Origin of the sequence: Sphingomonas sp. (genome assembly GCF_040398505.1) — a bacterium.
In the GTDB taxonomy this organism is placed as follows: Bacteria; Pseudomonadota; Alphaproteobacteria; order Sphingomonadales; family Sphingomonadaceae; genus Sphingomonas.
Window position 1 is genome coordinate 1 of record NZ_JBBATX010000054.1, and the last position, 17,582, is coordinate 17,582.

The 17,582-nt window shown below is 61.1% G+C and carries 15 protein-coding genes and 2 pseudogenes; 10 read left to right on the top strand and 7 right to left on the bottom strand.

All coding sequences use genetic code 11. The annotated features are described in order from the left end of the window. Both ABWP09_RS08425 and ABWP09_RS08430 read right to left on the bottom strand, forming a co-directional pair. A pseudogene (locus ABWP09_RS08425) lies at positions 1-802 on the bottom strand (PD-(D/E)XK nuclease family protein); the annotation flags it as partial. 17 nt (positions 803-819) lie between these two features. Then, positions 820-963 carry a hypothetical protein gene (locus ABWP09_RS08430; protein WP_353204700.1) on the bottom strand — a complete coding sequence of 48 codons (144 nt, stop codon included), beginning with the start codon at positions 961-963 and terminating at the stop codon, positions 820-822. A gap of 126 nt (positions 964-1,089) precedes the next feature. Between ABWP09_RS08430 and ABWP09_RS08435 the strand changes: the two genes are divergently transcribed. From ABWP09_RS08435 to ABWP09_RS08480, 10 genes and pseudogenes are all read left to right on the top strand, one after another. Further along, complete coding sequence (locus ABWP09_RS08435; RefSeq protein ID WP_353204701.1) at positions 1,090-1,974, top strand: BrxR family helix-turn-helix transcriptional regulator; 885 nt, start codon at positions 1,090-1,092, stop codon at positions 1,972-1,974. 35 nt (positions 1,975-2,009) lie between these two features. Then, positions 2,010-2,498: pseudogene (locus ABWP09_RS08440) on the top strand (DUF8742 domain-containing protein); the annotation flags it as partial. Between the two features lie 103 nt (positions 2,499-2,601). Next, a complete protein-coding gene (locus ABWP09_RS08445; protein WP_353204702.1) occupies positions 2,602-4,677 on the top strand; it encodes an ATP-dependent nuclease in 2,076 nt (691 codons plus the stop codon). Further along, the gene (locus ABWP09_RS08450) at positions 4,670-6,436 is read left to right on the top strand and encodes a UvrD-helicase domain-containing protein (protein WP_353204703.1); all 1,767 of its coding nucleotides are present in this window, start codon (positions 4,670-4,672) and stop codon (positions 6,434-6,436) included. The genes ABWP09_RS08445 and ABWP09_RS08450 overlap by 8 nt, the downstream gene beginning before the upstream one ends. Continuing rightward, positions 6,433-6,768, top strand: a complete 336-nt coding sequence (locus tag ABWP09_RS08455; protein ID WP_353204704.1) for a hypothetical protein — start codon at positions 6,433-6,435, stop codon at positions 6,766-6,768. The genes ABWP09_RS08450 and ABWP09_RS08455 overlap by 4 nt, the downstream gene beginning before the upstream one ends. Then, positions 6,769-8,337: a hypothetical protein gene (locus tag ABWP09_RS08460; protein WP_353204705.1), complete on the top strand. Its 1,569-nt coding sequence runs from the start codon at positions 6,769-6,771 to the stop codon at positions 8,335-8,337. Next, positions 8,334-9,026 carry a hypothetical protein gene (locus ABWP09_RS08465; protein ID WP_353204706.1) on the top strand — a complete coding sequence of 231 codons (693 nt, stop codon included), beginning with the start codon at positions 8,334-8,336 and terminating at the stop codon, positions 9,024-9,026. Before ABWP09_RS08460 ends, ABWP09_RS08465 begins: the two co-directional genes overlap by 4 nt. Before the next feature lie 29 nt (positions 9,027-9,055). Next, on the top strand, positions 9,056-9,418 hold the full coding sequence (locus ABWP09_RS08470) for a hypothetical protein (RefSeq protein ID WP_353204707.1): 363 nt from the start codon (positions 9,056-9,058) through the stop codon (positions 9,416-9,418). Further along, positions 9,415-10,365: a hypothetical protein gene (locus ABWP09_RS08475; RefSeq protein WP_353204708.1), complete on the top strand. Its 951-nt coding sequence runs from the start codon at positions 9,415-9,417 to the stop codon at positions 10,363-10,365. The genes ABWP09_RS08470 and ABWP09_RS08475 overlap by 4 nt, the downstream gene beginning before the upstream one ends. 66 nt (positions 10,366-10,431) lie before the next feature. Next, entirely contained in the window at positions 10,432-13,410 is a 2,979-nt protein-coding gene (locus ABWP09_RS08480) for a TrlF family AAA-like ATPase (RefSeq protein WP_353204709.1), read from the top strand. On the opposite strand, the gene ABWP09_RS08485 is transcribed toward ABWP09_RS08480, so the two are convergent. The 5 genes from ABWP09_RS08485 to ABWP09_RS08505 are packed head-to-tail and all read right to left on the bottom strand — an operon-like array spanning position 13,394 to position 17,332. After that, entirely contained in the window at positions 13,394-14,875 is a 1,482-nt protein-coding gene (locus ABWP09_RS08485) for a hypothetical protein (protein ID WP_353204710.1), read from the bottom strand. The genes ABWP09_RS08480 and ABWP09_RS08485 overlap by 17 nt on opposite strands. A gap of 6 nt (positions 14,876-14,881) precedes the next feature. Further along, complete coding sequence (locus ABWP09_RS08490; RefSeq protein WP_353204711.1) at positions 14,882-15,250, bottom strand: XRE family transcriptional regulator; 369 nt, start codon at positions 15,248-15,250, stop codon at positions 14,882-14,884. A 1-nt stretch (position 15,251) separates the two neighbouring features. Further along, a complete protein-coding gene (locus tag ABWP09_RS08495) occupies positions 15,252-15,620 on the bottom strand; it encodes a type II toxin-antitoxin system RelE/ParE family toxin (RefSeq protein WP_353204712.1) in 369 nt (122 codons plus the stop codon). A 42-nt stretch (positions 15,621-15,662) separates the two neighbouring features. Beyond that, the gene (locus ABWP09_RS08500) at positions 15,663-16,082 is read right to left on the bottom strand and encodes a thermonuclease family protein (RefSeq protein WP_353204713.1); all 420 of its coding nucleotides are present in this window, start codon (positions 16,080-16,082) and stop codon (positions 15,663-15,665) included. Beyond that, positions 16,079-17,332, bottom strand: a complete 1,254-nt coding sequence (locus ABWP09_RS08505; RefSeq protein WP_353204714.1) for a tyrosine-type recombinase/integrase — start codon at positions 17,330-17,332, stop codon at positions 16,079-16,081. Before ABWP09_RS08505 ends, ABWP09_RS08500 begins: the two co-directional genes overlap by 4 nt. Positions 17,333-17,582 lie beyond the last annotated feature (250 nt).

The following is a 17,582-nucleotide window of genomic DNA, read 5'->3' on the forward strand; positions in this document are numbered from 1 at the left end:
AGTGCAGATCAAGGTTTGCGTCGGCGCGAAGCGCCAGGAAATGATCATCATATTCGGCGGTCGAGGCTGCGGCGATGGCGATGTCGGCGGGCTCGGCTTCACCCGACGCCAGCAGGCCTCGCGCCCAACGGATCGCTTCAATGGCTTCGTGATAGGCCGTGGCAGCACTGACGGTGCGAACCGCAGGCGCTTGCCGAGGGACGCGCGTGATCGAGATGCCGGTCGCCTCGAGCCAGGATGGCGTCGGGCGCGGTCCCGCCGTCCAGGTGACTGGCGTATGGTCGGCGAGTGCCTGAAGGAGGGCGCGCCAACACGGCGAGAGCTCGTTGATGCCGACGATTTCGACGGGGCCTAGGACCGCTTTGGCATGATCGAGGCGCTGGCACGCCGCAGCCACTAGATCGGTGGGGCGCATCATGTCGGGCGGCAGTTGCGCAAGGACTGCGGCTTCAAGACGCGCGATCGAATCGAGGCGGGGATGCTCGCCTGCACGGGCGGCCATATCGATGCCGGCGCGCCAGGCTTTGTGCAGCGTGTCGGCCGAGGCACCGACCATGCCGGGGAGCAGTTTGATGCTCTCCAACTCGCCAAGCGGGGTCGTCGGCAGAACGGCCTGGATCGCGGTGCGCAGGCTCTCATCGTCGATGGACCTTGCGAACCCGCCAGCGAGACGGACCGCCAATTGTTCGAACGACATGATTTGCAGGCCGTGACGCCGGTGGCGCGCGGCATCGAGGCGAAGCTCGCGCGCCGCCAGGCGGCCATGGGCGACGATGGTCTTCCGATTAGACATGGTGGTCATCGTCGATCTCCCCTGACTTACTTCTTGTTCGGGCGCTGCGTAAGCGCAGATGCCGCGGCCGACTTAGCGGCAGCACTCGATTTGGGATCGCGCAGTACCTGGGCGGCGGCACTCGCCGCCTTCTTGCTGGTTACTTCGCTCTTGGATCCAGTCTTAGCCATCGTGTTCCTCCTGTTGCCATCACGGTTTTGCTTGACGCGACTCCATGATGAGAATAGAAACTATACACGTCGTGTAGATGTGTCCATATACTTTTTATCTGTATCTGTGTTGAAGGAAAGTTTCGGATGGTGGATGGCCTGATGGCATTGAAGTGGGGGGTAGAGCGTCGCCTTGAATTCATCGAGTTCCGCCTCTTCTGGGAAGGCGGGGTCAACCGCTCGGACATCATCGATATGTTCGACGTGTCGGTGCCGCAGGCCTCGAAGGACCTCACGCTCTATCAGGAGCGCGCGCCGCACAACGCCCTCTATGACAAAAGCGCCAAGCGCTACGTCGCCAGCGACCATTTCGAGCCGCACTTTCTCAAGCCTGACCCGGACGGCTATCTATCCCGGCTGCGTTCGGTGGCCGAGGGACTGATCGACTTGTCGGATTCCTGGATCACCCAGGTTCCCGATACGGACATCGCCTTGACGCCCCGTCGCGACATCGATGCCGGCGTGCTTCGTACGGTGTTGAGCGCCGTGCGCGATCGACGTTCGGTCGATGTGCACTATCAGTCGATGAGCAAGGAGCGGCCTGACCCCATATGGAGGCGGATCACGCCTCATGCCTTCGGTTATGACGGTTTCCGCTGGCATGCGCGGGCCTATTGCCATGTCACCGACAAGTTCAAAGATTTCCTTTTGCCGCGCATTCTCGGGACTGGCGACTTGGGCGAGCCGGGTGCGGACCCTCAACAGGACGCGCTGTGGCAGGAGCGCTTCGGCGTGGAGATCGGGCCACATCCTGATCTAACCGCGAGCCAGAAGTCCGTTGTCGCTAAGGATTATGGGATGGACGGCGGCTCGGCTGTCCTCACCGTGCGCTATGCCATGCTGTTCTATGTGTTGAAGCGGTTGGGCCTCCTTGACGATGCCGCAAAGCAGCCCGCGCGCAGTCAACACATCGTTGTCGTCAACCAGGAAGACACCGCAGCAGCTTTGGAGAAGGCCGATTTTGCAGCGTGAATATCGGAGCCGGTTAGGGGCAGTAAGGGGTAGGAATGGCAAGGCTTGAAGAAATCCGGAATGGCGCGTCGGTGCGCGGCATCGCCTCACCCCAGGCGACGCAGATTCTGTCGGTCGACTGGATCGGCGATCAGGCCATCAACGTCGTCTATCGGGATCTGAACGGCGCGGTTGCCGAGGCCGTGCTCTATCGCGATGACGAATACCGCCTTCATGTTGAGGTGAACGGTCGGCCATGGTCGTTCGACGGCGATGGTGCCTTGTTGCGCCTGGTGACCGAGGCCAACCGAATCAAGCTCGCGCACTATTTCGACCCCTATCTGGCGATCCACACCAGTCTGGTCGATCCGCTCCCCCATCAGATTTCAGCTGTTTATGGCGAGATGCTGCCGCGTCAGCCGCTCCGGTTCTTGCTGGCGGACGATCCCGGGGCTGGCAAGACAATCATGGCCGGGTTGTTGATCAAGGAGCTGATCGCCCGCAGCGATCTTGAGCGTTGCCTCGTGGTGGCACCGGGTAGCGTCAAGAATCGAATGAATAATTTCGAGACACACCGAAACAGAATAGAGTTGTTAGCGCCGGAATAGTCGAGAAAATGGGCGTGGGCGGGATAAGGGGCGGAAACGAATGCGAATCAAGCATGTGGAGATCGAAAATTTCCGGCTCCTGCGAAAGGTAGCGATAGGACTAGAGGAGCGGACCACGCTCATCGTCGGCCGCAATAACAGCGGCAAGACCTCGATCGCCGAGCTATTCCGCCGGCTCCTTTCCGAACGGACCCTGGCGTTCAAACTGGAGGATTTCTCCCTCGGATGTCATGAGTGCTTTTGGACCGCATTCGATGCTTTCCGGGCTGGCGCCGAGTCCTCCGATGTCCGCGGACACCTCCCGTCGATCACGATCACGCTCGACATTGCCTATGATGTCGATGCACCGGATCTTGGGCCGCTCAGCGACTGCATCATCGATCTCAATCCAGACTGTTCAGAAGCGAGGCTGGTTCTCACCTTTGGTCCACGAGCGACGGCAGCCGAGACGCTGTTCGCCGGCATAGTTGCGCCAGGCGAGGACGTGGCTGCCGACCGCATCGCCCTGTTTCGCGCGCTCGGTAGCCGGTTGCCGGCGGCTTATGCGTCGTCGCTTGAGGCGGTCGATCCCAATGACCCGACCAATCGCAAGGCCCTGGAACCGAAGACGCTCACCGCCCTGATCCACGGGGGCTTCATCAACGCGCAGCGCGGACTGGATGACGACACCCATCGCGAACGCGATGTGCTCGGCAAGGTCGTTGAAGTGCTCTTTCAGTCGGCGTTGACCGATCCGCTCGACCCGGAAAAGCGAACGACGGCCGAGCAGCTGAAGGCTGCGGTGGAACAGATTCAGGGAGACCTGCATGTCGGCTTCAATGCGAAGCTTACCTCCTTGCTGCCCACGTTCGATCTGTTCGGCTATCCAGGCTTGGCTGACCCCGGGCTCGTCACGGAAACGAGCTTCGATGTCGACAAGCTCCTGAACGACCATACTAAGGTCCGCTATGTTGGCGTGAACGGCGTCACTTTGCCCGAAACTTACAATGGGCTCGGCGTGCGCAACCTCGTCTACATGCTGCTTCAGCTGCTGCGCTTCTTTCGCGAATATCAGGCAAGTCCGGCGGCGGCCGGCGTGCATTTGGTCTTCATTGAGGAGCCGGAGGCCCATCTGCATCCGCAGATGCAAGAGGTCTTCATTCGTCAGCTCGACCAGATCACGAGCGCGTTCGTCGCGCAGCTCAACGAGAACCGTCCTTGGCCGGTGCAGTTCGTCGTGACCACGCATTCTCCGCACATGGCGAATGAAGCGCGCTTTGAGTCCATGCGGTATTTCCTATCTGTGGCGGACGGCGATGGCTTACGTCGGTCGGTCATCAAGGACCTGCGACAGGGAATGGGCGATGCGCCGGCCCCCGACCGTGAATTCTTGCACCAATATCTAACCCTGACTCGATGTGACCTATTCTTCGCTGACAAGGCCGTACTCATCGAAGGCACGTCGGAGCGGCTCTTGCTCCCCGCGATGATCCGGAAGACTGATGCTGCGGCCGCTGGCGAGCCACAGCTCAGTAGCCAATATCTGACGGTGATGGAGGTCGGTGGCGCTTACGCGCACCGGTTTTTCGATCTCCTCGCCTTCCTTGAGTTGCGCGCGCTGATCATCACCGACATCGACGCGGTGAAGCCGAATGACAAAGGGAAGCACATGGCGGTTCCTGTCGCGGACGGTCAGTTCACCAGCAACGGCTGCATCAAGGCCTGGTTTGGAAATGCAGTGTCGCCGGCTGCATTGTTGGCGAAGTCGTCGCCCGACAAGATGACTGGCAGTCGCCGCCTTGCCTATCAGATCCCGGAGGCGGACGGCGGGCCGTGCGCGCGTAGCTTTGAAGATGCGTTCATTCTCGCAAATCCCGAGCGCTTCCCACTTGGCGATGGGGATGCCGCTGCACTCGCCTATGAGCACGCGGCCGAGCAGAAAAAGTCGACGTTCGCATTGGAGCACGCGATCGAACACACGGACTGGAATGTGCCCCGCTACATTTCGGATGGCTTGCGCTGGTTGGCCCAGGGTAACCCCGCGCCTTTGGAGCCGCCGCCCGCTGTCGCTGTCGAGATCGTTGCGGGAGTGGCCGGTGTCGCCGTGAATGTCGCTGAGGTTGGCGAAAATGGCTGACGGCGCCGAAAGTCCCGCCAACGCCGCCGGCCGCGTCGCGCTTGAACGGATGTTCGCATGCCTCGACGAAGGGAGAAGCTTTCGTCTGGAAGCGGGCGCCGGAGCGGGCAAAACCTATTCGCTCGACAAGGCGCTTCGCCGTCTCATCGACCGGCGCGGCACAGAGCTACTTCGCCAGCGCCAGCAGGTTGGCTGCATCACATACACTAACGTCGCCAAGGACGAGATAATCTCGCGTATCGAAGCTCATCCGGCGGTGCGGCCTGAAACCGTCCATGGCTTTTGCTGGTCGATCCTGCAGGATTTCCAGACGACGCTGCGTATGCTCGTGCCCGAATTGCCCGGTTGGGCCGAGAGGCTGGAGCCCACTGGCGGCATCGGTGCGCGGCGGGTGCATTATGAGCTTGGCTATCCCAGTGTCGGGGAGGAGCAGGTCACGATCCGGCACGAGGACGTGCTGGCGTTGATGATTCAGGCCATGGCGCTTCCCAAGTTTCGCGCGGTGTTGACCGCGCGCTATCCGGTGCTGCTGATCGACGAATATCAGGACACCGACGCAGGGTTTGTCGATGCGCTTAAGGCCTGGTTTCTCGATCGCGGCGAAGGGCCATTGATCGGGCTTTTTGGCGACCATTGGCAGAAGATCTATGGCGATGGGTGCGGCTCGGTTGAGCACGCCGCGCTTTCGGTGATCGACAAGAACGCCAACTTCCGATCAGCGGACCCGATCGTGCAGATGCTAAACCGTATGCGCCCCGATCTGCCGCAGATGGTGAGCGACCCTGACGCGCCTGGCGAAGCGCGCGTCTTCCACACCAATGCCTGGCCGGGCGTGAGGCGTACTGGACAGGGCGGCGGCCATTGGACCGGCGACACCAGTGCCGATGCGGCCAGAGTATATTTCAGTCACATCAAGGAACGGCTCGGCGGCGAAGGCTGGGATTTCGCAGTCGGGAAGACCAAGATACTCATGCTCAGCCACAGCGTGCTGGCTCGCGAACAAGGTTACGCGAGCATCCCGCCGATCTACGGTCAGTTCAACGACCCGTGGCTGAAGAAAGATGATCCTCATATCAAGTTCCTGACCGACCAACTCGAACCGGCCTGCGCGGCGTTCGAAGCGCAGCGTTACGGCGATATGTTCGAGTGCTTCGGCACAGGCATGCCGCGCATTCGCAAGCACCTGGACAAGGTCGCATGGGCTGATGCGATGGCGGCGTTGATTGCGCTACGGCTCTCCGGATCGATCGGCGAGGTGATCGATTTCATCGCTGCGCAGCCGCACATGCGGCTTCCCGAAGCGGTGGAGGAACGCGAGAGAAGGCTAACGGAAACGGGGCCTGAGCCCGTCGAGGGAGAGTCGCGGCGTGTCACTCAGCTACGCAAGCTACGGGCTGTCCCGTACTTGGAGGTTATAGCGCTCGACCGATTCATTGATGGCCATACGCCGTTTGCAACGAAGCATGGTGTGAAGGGCGCCGAGTTTGAAAACGTGCTCGTGATCGTCGGCAGGGGCTGGAACAAGTATAATTTTGCCCAGATGCTCGAATGGATCGACGCTGGGCCGCCGGCCGACAAGCTGGAGTTTTTCGAGAATAATCGAAATCTCTTCTACGTTGCTTGCTCCCGGCCCAAGGTTCGCCTGGCGCTGCTCTTCACCCAGCTCCTGACCGCAAACGCTATGGCCAAGCTGACGGTTTGGTTCGGCGCGGCAAATGTCGTTGCGCTGTCTGGCCAGCCTGATGAGGTACATGCGTGATCGGGGGCGGCTCCTCGCATCGTGAGGGCGTTTTCGCAGAGGCCGCGCCTTCGACGAAGGGGATCGACTTCACGGGGCTCACTGAACTGGCCGCCAGCAATGTGCGGGCGGCCATCGCGAGCGGCGATAACTTCCACGGTTACATCCCGTCGGAGAGCCTTGAATTCATCATCGGAAACTATCGCCAGCTCGCACCTTCGAAGGCGCTCGAGGCGGCGTGGCTGGATGCCTATGTGCATGCCTCCCATTTCAAAGCGTATGGCGTCGAGAAGCTCAAGGCTGTGTTCGATGTGGAATTCCAGCGCGCAGCTGCATCGGCGGCAGGTCAATAGATGGAGGGTGCCGGTCTTCCACCGTTAGCCGGAATGCGGAGGGTTTCCGGTGACGCCGCCCGATCGTTGATCGAAGCGCAGCTGACCGCCCATGGAGACGGCATTCTTTCCGTGTTTGGGCGATATCGGTTGGCGGACGCTTTTCCTGCCTGGCATGGGACGATCAGGGCCGTCGAAGAATTCATCAACATTCCATGGTTCGGCATCGACGATCCGCGCGTCGAGGCACGCCTACGTTCGATGCCTCTCGACCATCGCCTGATGTCCAATATCGAACCCACCTTCCGGACGATTCGGAAGATTCTGTCGCCACGCTTTGAAGCGGGCGTCGTCAGCCGCTATCTTCAGACGATGCTGCAGACGGCGGCTATCGCCATTGCTTTCAAGATGCATGGCCAGGCGGCCTTCGGCCCCGGCATCACGCTCGACACGGTGGGCGCCGCCGTCGACTATTTCCAATCGCGCCGACGGCACATGGTCTCGCTGTTGTACACCATGCCCTTCGCGTGCGGGGGTACTGACGCGCTCGTGCCGTTGGACACGCTAAATGTGCTTCTCCCGCAGGTCGAGCATAGCTGCGTCGCGATCACCGGATTCCACCTCAAGCTGGCTCAGTTGGAGGCGTTAGACACCTTCAGCCTGGAAGTTGACGAGATCGGCGCGATGGCGAGCCATGAGTTCGACACCCTGGACGATTATTTCCTCGAGCCGGAACGGGCCTCAATCCACGTCATGGGCGAACTTCGCCGAGACCAGATTGTCATGCCGCGTATGGAGCCGCTGGACCCGAAGAAGATATTCTCGGCGGCCGAGCTCCGAAATTCGGTGAAGTTGATCGGCGCCACCTACGCCGCCTTCGGTCTGAACGATTCCGACTTTTCGACCATGGCGCTGCTGATAACGGCCTTCTCGCGCCATGCTCGCGACGACTATTTCGTGGAAATCGAAAAGCCGAAATTCCAGGCGATGCTGCGGGCGCAATCGGTGTTTGACCCTGGCGAACTTGAAGGCCTGCTGGTCAACGCGCCGTCCGGCTACGCCACCAATAGCAACGCCTATGAGCCGTTTATCGACGTGGGCGATGCGGTCGTCTCGAACGTCAATTTGCTGTCGCGGTTCCTATACGTTTTCAAGAACGTCCATCTGGGCAGCCGCCGTCGCTTCCAGATCCATGCTGGCTTCATCTTCGAGGATATGGTGAAGCGCGATCTGAGCACGCTGGGCTTTCATGTGACGGACATCAAGCGGATCAACCGCAAAGAATTTGATGTCGTCACCACCCATCGTGATGCGATCTACAATTTCCAATGCAAAAATAACTGGATCGATCTGTCGAAGGTCGAGTCAGACCGGGCTCTGTTCGTCCGCTACAATCGTTCTTTGACAAATTACTATCGCCGAGCGCTTCAAAAGGAACTCAAGCGGGAGGATTTGCTCAAAGGCGAGCTTGGGCTGGAGAAGATCGAACACTACGTGATCAGCCGCTTTCCGGTGATCGGCGCCGACGCGCGGGTCATCAACTACAATCAGATCGGCCGATTGAAGGCCCTGGTCGGAGACGCCTCTTGAAATCCGATCCAGCCAGGGTCATCCGGCTCCTGTCGGAGTTCACCGGACCAGACCTGACCCATACGCTCGGGCGTATCGAGGGGGCTGTTCGGGGCGTTTCGGCGGACGACTGCGACACATTCCTTGAAGGGTCTGGCGCGGGTCGTGAGGTGTTGGCCGCGGCTGCGGAAATGAAACGGCTGGCCGGCCAGATCAATGTGACGATTCACGCTCTCGGCATTCTGCTGTGCTTGCCGCATATTCTGGAGCCGGGCGAGAAGGTTGAATATGTCTCGCTCGGCGCCGGCAACACAGGTCGAGAATTCGATCTGGAGACAAACGTCCGGGTCGCGGAGTTCAAATTCATACGTTGGCGTGGCGGCGCAGAATCCATACGGCAGAACTCCGTCTTCAAGGATTACGTGCTGCTCGCGGGCCATCCGACGCCCAAGCGGAAACACCTCTATTTGCTGGGCACCGAGCACGCACTCAAATTCCTGCAGGGCGGCCGGGCGTTATCCAGCGTGCTCAGCCGGAACGACAAACTGCAGAAATTGTTCTCGGAGCGCTTCGGCGACCAGTTTCGGACGGTTCGTGAGTATTATGCCGTTCATGGCAACGACGTGCGGATCGAGGATGTCTCGCCGTGGCTGTCGGAACTGGCGGAAGGGTTGCTCGTCGATCCAGACCCTGGAGATTTTACTGAATAGCTAAGTATATTGCGTGTCAGGGGGAACGAATGAGCGCTTTGATTTCCACGGGAGATTTGTGGGACGTCGATTTAACTGTCGACCTGACCACTCATACCAAGCATCGGCACGTTCCTAGCCCGGTATCACCCCTTTTTCAGGCGCCCGTGGCCACACCGACTCTGACCTTCGGACCGATTGCCCTGGCTGCCGCCGTCGCCAGAACGGCGACGACGCGCCAAGCTCGACCGCAGTTGCTCGCGGGACTTCAGAAGAGCGCGCTGGCGCAGTTGGAATGCCTGATCTCGAACGGGTCAGCGTTCGAGCTGACGCAGGATTTTGGAGACCTGGCCGACACCGAGAGGACGCTGTTTGCGGCCCGTTGCGGGGCTGGGTCACGGACCTCTATATGAACGCCTTGGGCTATGTGTGGCGCGCCAACGCGGCCTGCCTGTCCAAGGCGCTCAATCCTCATGCCGACTTTCTTTATGACGGGGGGAATGTGGATGGGCACGGGGTGGTGCTGGCCGAGGCGCACGGCTCGTTCGCCGCGAATGCGACGGCAAAGACCGTCGCCGCACAGGCCAAGCGCAAATATGCCCGACAGGTGAAGCCCTACGTCAACAAGCCATCACCTTTCGGCCATGTCGTCCACGGCTACTCCGTCGCTTTTGGCTCTACGCCGGGAACGACGGGGGCGTTCCTGAGCTTGGCCGAGACCCGGATTCCGAAGCCCAAGAAAAAGGCTTCGCCGCCGCCCGCAGCCCAGCTTCCTACTGGTGGCGGAGTTTCCACGCCGATGGCCCTGGCAACGCACCGCTCGAACTTCCTACTCATGGGTGCAAGCCAGGTCGTCAATTGGATCGACTGGATCAATGCGCCGGGCGAGGTGCCGGTGGATGCCGGCCAAGTGGCCTTTGTTCGATTGCCCTATGCCGGGCGCTGGTATCTCGGAAGCGCCTTTTCGATCTGGCCGGCTCTGCTTCCCCATTGGTGGCACGATGGATTCTGGGACGATCCGGTTTGGCGACACCACGCTATTCGCGACCTGACCGCCCGAGGTTTCCTCGGCGAGTCGGTTGGCTGGTTCGTCATGGAGGAGACCGCCTGTACGACGTTCCTCAACAGTCTCACGGGTATGATCCGGACCGCCGGCGACGGTCGTCCAGCGCGGCTCGACCTGCCCAGCTTTGACCCCGTCGGCTTCAGCATTGGCGAGGGTAGCCGCGGTCGGCGCGTTGATGGCTCTGAATATAACTACGCGCTGTTTCGCGACGGCCTTGCGCTGCTGGGCGATCCTTTCCGTTCACGCAAGTTCGAGACCAGAAGGTGGTCGCCGAAAGAGGGATTCGAGGGCTAGCGGCATTGCGCGCGAGTTGATGGTCGCTACACGATAAGGTGGCGTAAAAGAAGAAGTGGGGGGAGCATGATTAGTCGAGGATCTGAGTGGCGCCGCTGGGAGCCTCATATCCATGCGCCCGGTACGGTGATGAACAACCAGTTCACCGGCCTTACGGCGTGGGAGGATTATCTATCTGCGCTTGAGGCCGCTACGCCCCTAATCGAGGCGATCGCCGTTACCGACTACTATGTCACCGAGACATATCAGCAGGTGTTGCAGCATAAGGCCGACGGGCGGCTGCCATCAGCGACGCTAATATTCCCAAATGTAGAGTTGAGATTGGATGTAGCGACCGCCAAGGGCGGGTTCGTGAATCTGCATCTGTTCGTCAGCCCTGAAGACGTGGACCATATCGCAGAGCTGCAGCGTCTCCTGTCTCGGTTGCACTTCACCGTGCAGCAGGATCGCTACGACTGCACCCGCGCCGACCTGATACGTCTTGGAAAGAAGGCCGACCCGAGCATCGCCGACGACGGCGCCGCCCTGGCCTACGGAGCAAACCAGTTCAAGGTCAATTTCAGGCAGTTGCGTGAGGTGTTCGGCGAGAGCGGTTGGGCAAAGAAGAATATCCTCATCGCCGTCGCGGGCGGCGCTACCGACGGCACGTCCGGGGTGAGGGAGGCCGCCGACCACACCATCCGGCGGGAGATCGAGGGTTTTGCCGATGTCATCTTCGCCAGTAGCGAGGCGCAGCGCGAATTCTGGCTTGGGCAGAGGGATCTGGACCCGAAGGAGATCCGCGCCCGATATGGCGGCCTGAAGCCGTGTCTTTATGGCAGCGACGCGCACAAGCTCGAAGACGTTGCGACGCCATTCGGCGATCGGTTCTCCTGGATCAAAGGCGGGTTGGAATTCGACTCCCTGCGGCAGGCCTGCATTGATCCGCGCGGCCGCGCCCACGTCGGCACGGAGCCGCCGACCTCGGCGACGCCATCCCAAGTCATCTCGGATATTCAGATCCTTGATGCGCCTTGGTTGCAGACGTTGACCATTCCTTTGAATTCCGGCCTCGTCGCCATCATCGGCGCGCGAGGGTCGGGCAAGACGGCGCTCGCCGACATGATCGCAGCCGGATGCGATTCCATATCGGATGAGGCCTGGGCCGCTGACGAATGGGCGAACCCATCGTTTCTCGTGCGAGCGCGGCCCCTGATTGGCCAAGGCAGGGTGAAGGTCAGTTGGGCGGCGGGCGATCCAAGCACGCGGTCCTTGGACGGGTCGGACGCCAACGGTCCGCTGAGCTATGCCCGTGCGCGCTACCTGTCGCAGCAATTCGTCGAGGAGCTGTGCTCGTCGAGCGGCCTGACCGACGGGCTGCTGCGTGAGATCGAACGGGTGATTTTTGAGGCACATCCCGATCATGATCGCGACGGCGCCTTGGACTTCGCCGAGCTGCTGGAACATCGCGCCTCACGCCATCGCCTGGCGCGCGACCGCGAGGCCGAGGCCGTCTCCCAAATCTCGGAGCGCATCAGCACCGAACTCGAGAAGGAAAAGCTGGTTGCGAGCTATGAGGCTCTGGTCGCCCAGAAAAAGAAGCTGGTGGACGCCTACACCGCCGACCGCGCGAAGCTTGTTTCCGCCGGCAGCGAAAAGAGGGCCCAGCGCCATACCGAACTCGCCGGCGCGACGAACGAGGTCAGGAGCACGTTGCGGCGGTATACGAACCAGCGTCAGACTTTCCTCGCCCTTCAGGACGAAGTGAAGGACCTTCGGCGCAATCAGGCGCCTGAGGCCTTGCGTCAGACGCAGTCGAGGCACACGCACAGCGAAATGTCCGAGGAGCAGTGGGCCGCCTTCATCTTGGATTATAAGGGCAAGGTCGACGATAATCTCACCGGCTACGTCAAATGGGTCGATGGCAAGATAGCCGAGCTAAAAGGGATTGCGCCGGCCCCCGGAGACCCGAATACCGCGTTCTTCCCGGACGATGCGGACCTCTCGACGCTATCGCAGGCGGTGTTGGAGGCCGAAATGGCGCGGCTGGAAAAGCTGGTCAGTTCCGACAAGGAGACCCAACGGCAGTACTCCGCGCTGTCGGGCCGGATCGCCACCGAGACGGCGGCGATGCAGACGCTCACCGGCAAGCTGGATGACAGCAAGGGCGCGAAAGATCGCGCGCGGGACCTGCAGACCCAGCGCGAAGAAGCCTATGGCCGGGCCTTCGATGCCCTGGTTGCCGAGCAGACCGTCCTGAAGGAGCTATATGGGCCGCTGATGGCGCGTTTGGCGGCCGCGTCCGGTACATTGAAGAAGCTGTCATTCTCGGTGGCGCGGGTCGCCGATGTCGCGCAATGGGCGGGGCAGGCCGAGGACGGATTGATCGATCTCCGCAAGGGTGGGGCGTTCAGGGGCAAGGGCACCCTGCTTCAGAAGGCGAACGAGGTCCTCAAGCAGGCGTGGGAGACGGGCTCGTCCGCTGAGGTGGTGTCGGCGATGGCGGAGTTTCGTCGGCTGTATCAGAAGGAATTGCTTGATCATTCGCCGGTCGCCCACACTGAGCAGGTGGAGTTCCGAGCCTGGTCGAAGCGGTTCGCCCAATGGCTGTTCGGCACGGATCACATCGCGATCCACTACGGCATCGAATATGATGGCGTGGATATACGGAAGCTGTCGCCCGGGACCCGCGGTATCGTTTTGCTGCTGCTCTATCTGGCGTTGGACGATGGCGACGGCCGCCCGCTGATCATTGATCAGCCGGAAGAAAACCTCGACCCGAAATCCGTTTTCGAGGAGCTGGTCGGCCTGTTCATCGAAGCCAAATCAAACCGCCAGGTGATCATGGTGACGCACAACGCGAACCTGGTGATCAATACCGACGCCGATCAGATCATCATCGCCGAGTCAGGACCGCATCCGCACGGCGCCTTGCCGCCGATTACGTACCAGTCCGGGGGGCTAGAGAACGCAGAGATCAGAAAAGCGGTTTGCGATATACTGGAAGGTGGCGAAGGCGCCTTCCAGGAACGGGCCCGCAGATTGAGGGTCAGGCTGGAGCGGTAAACGGCCCCGGTTCGTCAGCGGCGGCCTCGACCGACGCGCTCAACCAGGCCGGCCGACCGTCATGGCGGCGCAGGAAGTCGTAGGAGGTCGTCGTCGAGTGGAGGACAGCAACCGACGGCCCATGAACGACGTACTCTCCATCGTCGAGATGGACATGGGTGATGCCGGGGAAGAGCGCCTGATCCACCGGATGAAGTGCTCGCGGATTGTGGAATAGAATGAGTTCATCGGACCACCCCTCGGCATAGTCGGGGCTCTCGACGTCGATGTTGAACGGAACGGCGCTGGCCATGCCGGTCGCCGGATCAATCAATACGCCCTTTCGAACCAGGCTGACCCATGGATCACCGAAACCGGCGCGGGTGCCCATGCGGCTGAATTTGACGATCGTCCCCGCGTTCGAGAACAAGACTCCGGATATGTGCTCCGCGTCCGGCTGCGCGAAGAAATTCGTCGGCACTACCTTGCCGCCTACGACATGGTCGGGGCCTGGCACGAGGAGTTCAACGAGCTGGTTGTCGGTGTCGACGGTCGTCACCATCCACAGCCCATAGAGATAGAACGGCAGGGCGGCTTGCGACCAGCGCATTGACGCCGGCGCATGAAAGTCGGCGATTGCTAGCAGCAGCGGATGGCCCGCCACATGGGCCTTGTCCCAGTAGCGCTTCTTCATTTTCGAGAAGAGCGGCGACCCGAACTTCTGTGGCATCTGGTTCTCGAGGAACGGCCAAAGCTGTTCGGGCGCGTCCGGCGGTGGGCCCGCGCCTACCGCCGAGCTGAAGGTGTCCTGCGAATTGACCGTGGTCGCCTCGACGAAGACTGTTTTCCCGCCTTTCCTGACGCAGAAGTCCGGGGCTGCGTGCGTGTAGTCCATGTCGAAGTTCAGCGCCCGGAGCGCGGCCCACAAATAGAGTTCCCAAACGCGCGCGCTGTAGCCGCTGGTTTGGAAATCTCGGGCGAGGTTGCCGTCAAGGTCGGGAACCCAGCGGGAGACCTCTTCGAGCAAGGCACGCGCTGCGCCCTGATTGAATCCGTCGCGCAGCATGACGTAGGCGTCGTGATGACGTCCGATGTTACCGAGGGTCGCAAACAGATCGACCCCTTCCGGCTGTGCGTCGGCCGCTGGGAATTCCGGTTGAGCAGTCAGTAAGCCGCGGCCGAAGTCTCGCTTAAGAGCAAGTTCGCCCGCCCGTGCGCTGGGCAGAAAATGGGATCGCTGGAACGGCCGATATCGGCCAGCCGTATCTCGAGCGAAGGCGACGCACATGAATTGCTTGGTGGCGATGACGTGGAAAACGCCCGCGATCACCCGTTCGTTGTCGGCGGACCAATGTGAGGCGCTTAGCGTGTCCTCGCGCATCTGCCGTGGCATGCCCCACAGGGCCAGGGCATCAAACCTCTCGCGCGAAATGCGCTCGAATAAGCGATGTTCGTCGCCCTGCGTGTCAGGGTGCGCCTCGGTCATTGGCTGCTAGGCGTGCCTGCGCCGCCGCGTCACCGGGGGCACCCGCGGCGCATGGTCGGCCGCCGTGTCGCCAAGATGATGGAGTGTGAAGGCTGGGCGGGCCGGGAGCTTTACGATCAGTTCCAGCTGTCCGCCAATCGCCTCAATGTAGCTGCGGAGCGTGGAGAGGTACATGTCCGCCTGGCTCTCGATCTTTGAAACGGACGGCTGCTTAATATTGAGCGCGGTCGCGATGTCGGCCTGAGCCTTGCCGGCGATCAGGCGCAACTCGCGCAAGCCCTCGACTTCCTGTTTTAGGACCTGATAGCGGGCCTCGACGTCCGCTTGGCGCTCTGGCGGTAGCTCTGCAATGATTTCGTCCAGGCTCCGGCCCATCTCACTTTCCCTTCTTTGCGGCTTTTAGGTTTTCCTGATGCTCGGAAAATCGTGAATCCGCCTTCGTGATAAGCTGCTTGTAGAAACGCTTCTGGCTACCGCCAGATTTGTCGCCCGCCACGAGCAGGATTGCCTTCCTCTCCGGGTCGAAGGCGAAGGCGGCGCGCCATTCGCCATCGGCGGCTGAGAAGCGCATCTCCTTCATATTGGCGTGTTTGGAGCCGTTGAGCGTGTCCACATATGGCCTACCGAGGAGGGGGCCATATTCGGAAAGCAACCTGGCGACAGCGAGGAGTTCCGTTTGGACGTCGCGCTCAAGGACAGCAAACTCCGCCTCGAAGGCATCATGCAGCCTAACTTCCCAAGTCATATAGCTTCCAGGCTATGTTGTGTCAATGTGAGGCGCGGCGCTTCAATGCCCGCCCTCCGAGATTCCTGCAGCGCGAAGAAGGTCTCCGAGGTTTGTCTGACCAGTCCGACAGCGTGCGATAACCCGATCGAACGATATGACGCGTCCGCTCCTGCCACGCTCGGTCGTGCAGGTAACGGGCCGGCCGAGAACCAGCCGCTCTAGCGCCTGCTTCCCCGCCGATCCGCCGGGCTCATGCAGCTCTGGGGCATTGAAATCGGCCAGTCGAACCTCGATCCATTCAGCCGGATTTCCGGTTCGACCGACGCAGAGGCTGTCGCCATCGCCGACGTACCGAACAGTGCCGCTGAATACGGTGCCCTCACGGGAAGGGAGGGCGGATTCGCAGGGATCAGCGCGGGCGGGCGCGGCGAAGCCGGCGGCCGCGAGGGCGGCGATGATCAAGACGTTGCGCCAGTTCATGCGGCCTTTTTCAGCGTGCCGCCGTCCTTCTTCTTGGCTAGCAGCGCACGCACGTACTTATCCCACTTCGCCATGCCCGCCCGCTTCTCGGGCATGTAATTCCAGCGGTCATAGTTTTTCGAACTGACATCCTGGAGTGCGTGGTTCTGGAGACGGTCGCGGATCTCTTTCGAAATCCCTGCCTTGCCAGCGAGGGTTTTGAAGGTGCGCCGGAGATCCCGGTTTGTCGCGTAGGGGATCACGCCACGGTCGCGCTGGCGCCAGACGAAGCTATAGAGCGTACCGTGGCTGACCGGCTTGGAGGGGTCTTTCGCCGAGGGGAAGAACCAGCCGAATTCGTTCGGCTTGATCGACGCGATAAGATCGGCGGCGAGCGACGGCACCGGGACGGCATGGGGCTGCAAGTTTTTGGTCTTGGACCAGTCGATGATGCGTTCGGCCGCATCCCATTGATCGATGTGGAAGCGCGCGATCTCCTCCACCCGCTGGCCGGTTAGCATGATGAGCTGCACGGCACGTAGATAGGAAGGGGTGACAGGCGTGTCGGGGCATTCGAGCCAGCGATAGAGCCGCACGAATTCGTCGTCGCTAAGCCAGCGCGTACCCTGGACCTTAGGTTCAGTCGGGATGCCCGAAGCCGGGTTGAAGGGAATACGGAACCGGCGAGGCGAAGTGTTGCGATAATCGTTGTCCGACTTCATGCCCCAGCTAAAGGCGGCGTGGATATAGCACCGGACATGGTCTGCCATTGACCGCGCGCCGCGCTCATAAATCGGCCGGATAAGTTCGACGATTTCCTCGGGCTCGATCTCGCGAGCGAGACGATTTCGTCCCAGCGTGTCGGCGATCTTGTTGAGGCCCTTCTCCGTTTCCTTCCACGATGGCTTGCCGGCGGCCTTGAGTGACGCGACATAACCCTCGAAGAGGTCCGCAACAGTGCCGGGCCGCGTGTCAGTCGCGATCTTGATGCTGCGGCCCTTCTGGATCACGTCGGCAAAGTCGCGCTTGTAGACCTCGCGGGCTTGAGCGAGCGGCATGGATGGATAGGCGCCGATCTTCTTTTTGATGCGCTTGCTGTCGCGCCACTGCTGCGCCATCCAGTCCGCAGTCACGCGCTTGGGCATGGGCTTGAGCACAAGGACCAGGCGGCCGGTCCCGCGCCCTTCGCCATCGGCGAGGTTCTCCTGCTTGCCACTCACCTCCACGCGCTTCAGGGCTTGTCGAATGGCGGCATCGGTAAGGCTTGGCATGACATTTCCTCCTCCCGAAACTGGGAACGGTGGAGGAGAAACCGGGAGCGGTAACCGGGGTCGGAGAGCCTTTTGGTCCCCCTCTAGCCGCCCCCAATATGCCAATATCGCCCCCAGTACGCAAGCCGAAAAACCGTTGTGTTTCAATGTGCTTGAGCGTGATCAACCGTGATCGAAGGGAGCCAAGTGGGGTGGTTGTGAACAAGGACGGTCGAGGAGGCTGACAGTTCCACAGCCCGGCGCGTGGTCC